This is a genomic window from Pseudomonas sp. HMWF021 (genome assembly GCF_003061005.1).
Taxonomy (GTDB): Bacteria; Pseudomonadota; Gammaproteobacteria; order Pseudomonadales; family Pseudomonadaceae; genus Aquipseudomonas.
The window spans coordinates 18,692-26,188 of the sequence record NZ_QAIK01000025.1; the positions used below are offsets into that span (position 1 = coordinate 18,692).

The window sequence follows — 7,497 nt, forward strand, 5'->3', positions numbered from 1 at the left end:
CGGGCGGGAGCAAGCTCCCTCGCCACAAAAGCGATCCACTGAACTTCGCAAAAAAAAGCGGACAGCCTTGGCTGTCCGCAAATATGCGCACATGGAGAGGAGCTTATCGCAGACGCGTCAGAACGTAGACTGAATTTTCAGACCAGCGACCAAAGCGTTGTCCACTGCATCGACACCACCCGGGTGCGTGATGTACTGCAGGTTAGGACGTACGGTCAGCCAGTTGGTGACATGGAAGCCGTAGTTGATCTCGTAGTTGTATTCGGTTTCGCGAATCGGCGAGAAAACCGGGTTGTCGTAATCCGACACACCGTTGGAAGCGTTCAGCAGCTCGGCGTTTTTCTTCACGTCATCGTTGACGTGGATACGCGCCGCACCAATGCCGACGTCATCCTTAGGACGTGCGTCGAACGGGCCTTTGTAGACAAACATCACCGACTGGTAGTTGTCGATGAAGTTGGTGTCCTTGTCGTGGAACGTGGCGTTGGCGGCAATGTTCAGACCGCGAGTCGCATCACCGTTGTGGCTGGTGAGTTGCTGCTGCGCGACGAACCAGTAGCCGTGTTTGCTGCTGTGGGTCTTGTACGCGTTGCCAGTGGTCGCCGCGTCGAAACCGTTGACGTCTTCGCGGACGTCATTGGCGTCAGCCGTGCTCTTGTAGTAACCGACGCGGTATTCGCCCGGCAGGCTGTTGACCTTCGGCGACCAGACCAGTTCGACTGGCAGAACAGTACCTTTGGTGCCACTGCCGCTGAGTTTGAAACCGTTGCCATGTTCCAGCTGCGACGGGTTCTGGTTGTACGCACCGATCTGTGCGTAGAGCTCGTCGTTGATGTTGTACTTCACGCGGATCGCGGCCTGGCTGACGGGCCAGTTATACCAGATGTTGGTTGCCCAGTTACCCACTTGCGAACCGCAGAACGCCAGGTTCTGGAAGTCGCACGGGAAGGTGTTGAAGTCCTCGCCTTCACCGAAGTAACCGGCCTTGACGTCGAGCTTGTTGTCGAAGAACTGGTGCTGAATCCACAACTGGGTCAGACGCACCATGTGGCCACGACCGTAGACTTCCTGCGAGGAAGACAGTGTGCCGGCACGCGGATCGCCAACGCGGTCGTTGGAGATGTTTTGCCCGTTACGGTTGGTCAACTGGATCTTGGCCTGAGTGTTGTCCCAGCCCCAGAGTTTTTGCAGGTCCAGCGCCACGCCCAGACCGAACTGATCGCTGTAGCGACCGGTCTTGTCGTCGTTGTAGCCGCCATGCAGGTTGGCGCCCATTTCCCCAACGTAGTCAGCCTTGATGTCGATACCCTGCTCGATCAGCTTGGTCCGCTCGCCACCCCAGTCGCCGGTCATCCATTTCGAATCGGAGCTGAATGCCTCGGCAGCCATTGCATTGCCGGCCAGCACCAATGCCGCCGCAGCTGACACTTGGCAGATCAACCGGGCATTGACGTGTTTCTTTTTCATCCCTACATCCTCGTCTTTATTGTTATTAACTGTTTTTTTCCAACGCGGTTTACATAAATTGCGATGAATTACAGGCCATCCACCGCGTGCTCCTGTTTGGAACCCGATCCCTGTGGGAGCTGGCTTGCCAGCGATGGCGGTGATTCAGGCGACATCCATGTTGGATGTGCCGGCCCCATCGCTGGCAAGCCAGCTCCCACATGACCGCATTCCAGCATTGATCTTCAGCGGCCTTTGAATTGCGCCACGTTTGCCGACCGCGCTTCGGTCTGCGTCTGGCCCGCAACGCCCAGACGCTCGCCAGTCCTGGCATCGAACAACAACACTTTCGACGGATCGAATTGCAGGGTCAGGGTTTCGCCCACCTGCGGTGCCACGTCCGGCGCCAGACGGCAGCAGACCTTGGTTTCATTGAGGTTGACGAACACCAGGGTGTCCGGACCGGTCGGCTCGGTGACCTGCACTTCGGCCTTGATGCTCGGCAGGCCATTGCCCTCGCCGTTCGCCAGGACAATCTGCTCCGGGCGGAGGCCGAGGATTACTTCGCGATCTTCAAGACCGGCATCCGACATGCTCATCGGCAACTCGCAACGGGCCTGGCCGCTGTCGAGCAGCGCCACCAGACGGCCATCCTTGCGCTGCAGGCGCAGCGGGATGAAGTTCATCGGCGGCGAACCGATGAAGCTCGCCACGAACAGGTTGGCCGGATCGTTATAGATCTCTTTCGGCGTGCCGAACTGCTGGATGATCCCGTCCTTCATCACCGCCACCTTGTCGCCCAGGGTCATCGCTTCGATCTGGTCGTGGGTCACGTAAACGGTGGTGGTTTTCAGGCGCTGGTGCATCAGTTTCATTTCGGTGCGCATCTCGACGCGCAGCTTGGCGTCGAGGTTGGACAGCGGTTCGTCGAACAGATAGATCTTCGGCCGACGCGCCAACGCACGGCCCATCGCCACGCGCTGTTGCTGACCACCGGAGAGCTGGCCCGGCTTGCGGTTGAGCAGGTGTTCGATCTGCAGCAGCTTGGCCACGCGCGCGACTTCTTCGTCGATCGCCGACTGGCTCATCTTGCGGATCTTCAGACCGAACTCGATGTTCTCGCGCACGCTCATGGTCGGGTACAGCGCATAGGACTGGAACACCATGGCGATGTCACGATCCTTGGGACTCATGCCGCTGACGTCCTGATCGCCGATCATGATCGCGCCACCGGTGATGGTCTCAAGGCCCGCGATGCAGTTCATCAGGGTCGACTTGCCGCAGCCCGACGGGCCGACCAGGATCAGGAACTCACCGTCCTTGATCGACAGTTCGATGTTCTTCAGGGTGTCCGGCAGGCCGGCACCGTAGGTCTTGTTGACGTTGCGAAGTTCGAGCGTTGCCATGATTACCCCTTGACTGCGCCGGCCGTCAGCCCGCGCACGAAATACTTGCCTGCGACCACATAGACCAGCAGGGTCGGCAGGCCGGCGATCATCGCCGCTGCCATATCAACGTTGTATTCCTTGGCGCCGGTGCTGGTGTTGACCAGGTTGTTCAGCGCCACCGTGATCGGTTGCGAATCACCGCTGGAGAACACCACACCGAACAGGAAGTCGTTCCAGATCTGCGTGAACTGCCAGATCAGGCAGACCATGATGATCGGCGTCGACATCGGCAGAATGATCTGCCGGAAAATCGTGAAGAACCCCGCGCCATCCAGCCGTGCAGCCTTGATCAGCGCATCGGGAATGCTCACGTAGTAGTTACGGAAGAACAGCGTGGTGAACGCCAGGCCATAGACCACGTGCACGAACACCAGGCCGGTGGTGGTGCTCGCCAGGCCCATCTTGCCGAGGGTGAACGAGGCCGGCAGCAGCACGGTCTGGAACGGCAGGAAGCAACCGAACAGCAGCAGACCGAAGAACAGCTGCGAACCACGGAAGCGCCAGAACGACAGCACGTAACCGTTCAGCGCGCCGATGGCGGTGGAAATGACCACGGCCGGCACGGTGATCTTGATCGAGTTCCAGAAGTAGCCGTCCACCGTGGCCCAAGCCTTGACCCAACCGATGCCGCTGACCACGGTCGGCCAGCTCAGCAGGTTGCCGGTGCTGATGTCTTCCGGGGTCTTGAAGCTGGTCAGCAACATCACCACCAGCGGGATCAGGTACAGCAGGACCGCGAGGATCAGCACCGCGTAGATCGCCACACGACTGAGGCTGAAAGCAGGTTTGGCAGCGAGACTAGTCATGACGCTTGGTCCTCAGCTCGGAGTACAGGTAAGGCACGATGATCGCGAGAATCGCACCGAGCATCAGAATCGCACTGGCCGAGCCCATGCCCATCTGGCCGCGACTGAAGGTGAAGGAGTACATGAACATCGCCGGCAGGTCGGAGGAATAACCCGGGCCACCCGCGGTCATCGCCGCGACCAGGTCGAAGCTCTTGATCGCGATGTGGGCGAGGATCATCACCGCACTGAAGAACACCGGACGCAGGCTGGGCAGCACGACTTTCCAGTAGATGGTCGGCATGCTCGCGCCATCGATCTGCGCGGCGCGGATGATCGACTGATCAACCCCGCGCAGGCCGGCGAGGAACATCGCCATGATGAAGCCCGAGGCTTGCCACACAGCGGCGATCACCAGGCAGTAGACCACGCGATCCGGGTCGATCAGCCAGTCCAGACGGAAGCCTTCCCAGCCCCAGTCACGCAACAATTTGTCCAGGCCCATGCCCGGGTTGAGCAGCCATTTCCACGCCGTACCGGTGACGATCATCGAGAGCGCCATCGGGTACAGGTAAATGGTGCGGATAAAGCCTTCACGACGGATGCGCTGGTCGAGGAACACCGCCAGCAGCACACCAATCACCAGGGTGATGCCGATGAACATGCCACCGAACACCGCGAGGTTCTTGCTCGCCACCCACCAGCGATCGTTGTCGAACAGCCGGGCGTATTGCGCCAGACCGGCCCACTTGTAGTTGGGCAGGAACGTCGAGGTGGTGAACGACAGCACGAACGTCCACAGGATGTAGCCATAGAAGCCCACCAGCACGATGAACATGCTCGGCGCCAGCACCAGTTTCGGTAGCCAGCGCTGCAGCGCATCGAACGGCGAGGCCTTGCTGAACACAGCAACAGAACTCATGGGGAAATCCAGAATAATGATTTACGAGAGCATTCCCCTTGTAGGAGTGAGCCTGCTCGCGATTGCGGTGTGTCAGTTGATGAATCCTTTATCTGACAGATCGCTATCGCGAGCAGGCTCACTCCTACAGGGGCCAAGCATTACTTGGCCGACTGAACCGCCGCACCCAGTTTCTTGGCCGCATCGGCCGGGTCGGCTTTCGGGTCGTTGATGTAGTTGGTCACCACATCAAAGAACGCGCCCTGCACCGCCAGCGTGGTCGCCATGTTGTGCGCCATGCTCGGCTGCAGGCCACCGGACTTGGCGTCTGCCAGGAAGTCCTTGGCGGCGGTCTGCGCGCAGGAGTCGAAACCGAGTTTGTCCATGTTGTTCAACATGTCGTTACGAACCGGGATCGAGCCTTTGTTGATGCTGAAGACTTTCTGGAAGTTTTCACCCAGCACGACTTTGGCGATGTCCTGCTGACCAGCCGCCGTGCCTTTGTCTTTCTGCTTGAACACCGCCAGGGAGTCGATGTTGTAGGTGAACGCCTTGTCGGTGCCAGGGAACGCTACGCACTCGTAGTCCTTGCCGGCGACTTTCTTGGCGGCGGTCCACTCGGACTTGGCCCAGTCACCCATGATCTGCATGCCGGCCTTGCCGTTGATGACCTTGGCCGCTTCCAGGTTCCAGTCCTGACCCTTGCCGTCGGCGTCCATGTAGGTCGCGACTTTCTTCAGCTCGGTCAGCGCCTTGACCATTTCCGGGCCGGTCAGCGCCTTGTTGTCCAGATCGACCAGGGCTTTCTTGTAACCATCCACGCCCATGACCGAGAGCACCACGGCTTCGAACACGGTGCTGTCCTGCCAAGGCTGACCGCCGTGGGCCAGCGGGATGAAGCCCGCCGCCTTGAGCTTGTCGCCGGCGGCGTAGAATTCTTCGAGGGTGGTCGGGTTCTTGGTGATGCCGGCCTTTTTGAAGACTTCCGGGTTGATCCACAGCCAGTTCACGCGGTGAATGTTCACCGGCACGGCCACGTAATCACCGTCGTACTTCACGGTATCGGAGACTTTCTTGTCGAGCAGGCTGTCCCACTTCTCTTCTTTGGCCACGTCTTTCAGGACGTCGGTGTCGAGCAGGCCGGTGGAAGCCCATTCCTGGATGTCCGGGCCTTTGATCTGGGCCACGCCCGGCGGGTTGCCGGCCACCGCGCGGCTTTTCAGCACGGTCATGGCCGTGGCACCGCCACCGCCGGCGACAGCGCCGTCTTTCCAGGTGAAACCGTCTTTTTCAACTTGCGCCTTGAGCACATCAACGGCGGCTTTTTCGCCACCGGACGTCCACCAGTGCACGACTTCGACCGAACCTTTGGATTCGGCAGCGGAAACACTGAGAGGCAGAATTGCGAGCGGGAACAGGGAGGCGACAGAAATGACAGTAGCGAGGCGAGAAATCGCATTCATCTGAGATGTACCTTTCTTGTTGTTATGCATGCAAGTCTGGTGCTTGCGCTGCACAGGAGTTTAAACAGGACGTTTCCCTTCGCAGGTAACGAAGGGACGCGCAAATGTCACCACATGGTTACACAGGAACGGGCCGGGATAATTGCGCCAGAGCCGTCGCCATACTGGGTGACAAGGGTAGACGAGGAATCAGTACCGCCTGCCAGGCGTGGTACAGATCGGGTTTGCCCGGCCAGATATCGGCGCTCGGACGGTTTTGCGGATCGAGTTCGTGGTGCCAGCTGCCATCGCAGCGATCGATGAAATGGCCTTCACAGAATTCCCAGAACAGCCGATACCAGGTTTCGTATTGCTCATCGCCAGTGCGTTTGAGCAAGGCGCTGGCCGCCGCGCTGGCCTCGGCATGGGTCCAGTGCAAACGATGACGCACCACGGCTTTGTTGTTCCAGTCGAGGGTGTAGACGATTCCCGGGGCGCCATCGACGTCCCAGCCGTGTTGGCAATTCTGCTCGAAGAGTTTTTGCGCATCGGTCGCCAGCCAGCCCGGCGTGAGCATCCCGGCCTGAACCCGCGCCGCTTCGAGATGCAACAGCAGCCGCGCCCACTCGAAACCGTGGCCCGGCGTGGTGCCATAAGGGCGGAAGCCATCGGCAGGATTGTCGTGGTTGTACTCGCGCAGCGGTTGCCAGTCGCGGTCAAAGTGTTCGATCACCATGTAGCCGTTAGCCGCTGCATGACCGTGGATCACCCGCTCGACGATGCGTTGTGCGCGCACCAGCCAGCGCGGATCTTCAGTGACATCGGCCAGCGCGAGGAACGCTTCGGTGGCGTGCATGTTGCTGTTGGCGCCGCGATAAGCCTCTTCTTCGCGCCAGTCGCGATTGAAGAATTCGCGCATGGCGCCCTCTTCTTCGCTCCAGAAATACGTGTCGATGATGTCGATGGCGTCATCCAGCAGCGCCTGGGCGCCGGGACGTTGCGCGACCACCGCCGAGCTGGCCGCGAGCGCGACAAAGGCATGCAGATAGGCGTTCTTGCCGGTGTTGCCATCGCGATGTTCGGCGACCGCAAACCAGCCGCCGTGCAGCGCATCGCGCAGCGGCCCGCGTAGAGCCGCAATGCCGTGATCGACCAGCTCCGCGAACCCCGGCAAGCCCTGAATATGGGCCATGGCGAAACTGTGGGTCATGCGCGCGGTGTTCATGGTTTCGGCTTGCGCGTGCGCCGGCAGACGGCCGCGTTCGTCGAGGTTGCCGAAACCTTCAGGCAGCTTTGCCGCCTTGGCGAATGCCAGCAGGCGCAGGCCTTCGTCGGCGAGCCATTGCTGGTGGGCAGGGGCGTTCAGCCAACTGCTGAAGCCTGGGTGGAAGGTGTCCATGAGTGGCCCTTTTTTGTTGTTATGACTGCGGGCAGTCTAAACAACGGGCCGGGGTGGGCTTGTAACGAAGGGGGCG

Annotated in this window: 6 protein-coding genes; all 6 read right to left on the bottom strand. The window is 60.1% G+C overall.

Translation table 11 applies throughout. The features are described 5' to 3' along the window. Positions 1-117 precede the first annotated feature (117 nt). The 6 genes from DBR18_RS02005 to DBR18_RS02030 all read right to left on the bottom strand — a co-directional run bounded on the left by DBR18_RS02005 (position 118) and on the right by DBR18_RS02030 (position 7,421). Positions 118-1,467: a carbohydrate porin gene (locus DBR18_RS02005; protein ID WP_108589063.1), complete on the bottom strand. Its 1,350-nt coding sequence runs from the start codon at positions 1,465-1,467 to the stop codon at positions 118-120. Positions 1,468-1,691: 224 nt separating this feature from the next. Then, positions 1,692-2,852, bottom strand: coding sequence for an ABC transporter ATP-binding protein (locus DBR18_RS02010; RefSeq protein ID WP_108589064.1), 1,161 nt, complete (start codon positions 2,850-2,852; stop codon positions 1,692-1,694). A 2-nt stretch (positions 2,853-2,854) separates the two neighbouring features. After that, on the bottom strand, positions 2,855-3,700 hold the full coding sequence (locus tag DBR18_RS02015) for a carbohydrate ABC transporter permease (RefSeq protein WP_007969317.1): 846 nt from the start codon (positions 3,698-3,700) through the stop codon (positions 2,855-2,857). Then, positions 3,693-4,601: a carbohydrate ABC transporter permease gene (locus DBR18_RS02020; RefSeq protein WP_003227452.1), complete on the bottom strand. Its 909-nt coding sequence runs from the start codon at positions 4,599-4,601 to the stop codon at positions 3,693-3,695. The genes DBR18_RS02015 and DBR18_RS02020 overlap by 8 nt, the downstream gene beginning before the upstream one ends. Before the next feature lie 140 nt (positions 4,602-4,741). Next, positions 4,742-6,043, bottom strand: a complete 1,302-nt coding sequence (locus tag DBR18_RS02025; RefSeq protein WP_007969316.1) for an ABC transporter substrate-binding protein — start codon at positions 6,041-6,043, stop codon at positions 4,742-4,744. 118 nt (positions 6,044-6,161) lie between these two features. Beyond that, the gene (locus tag DBR18_RS02030; RefSeq protein ID WP_108589065.1) at positions 6,162-7,421 is read right to left on the bottom strand and encodes an AGE family epimerase/isomerase; all 1,260 of its coding nucleotides are present in this window, start codon (positions 7,419-7,421) and stop codon (positions 6,162-6,164) included. Positions 7,422-7,497 lie beyond the last annotated feature (76 nt).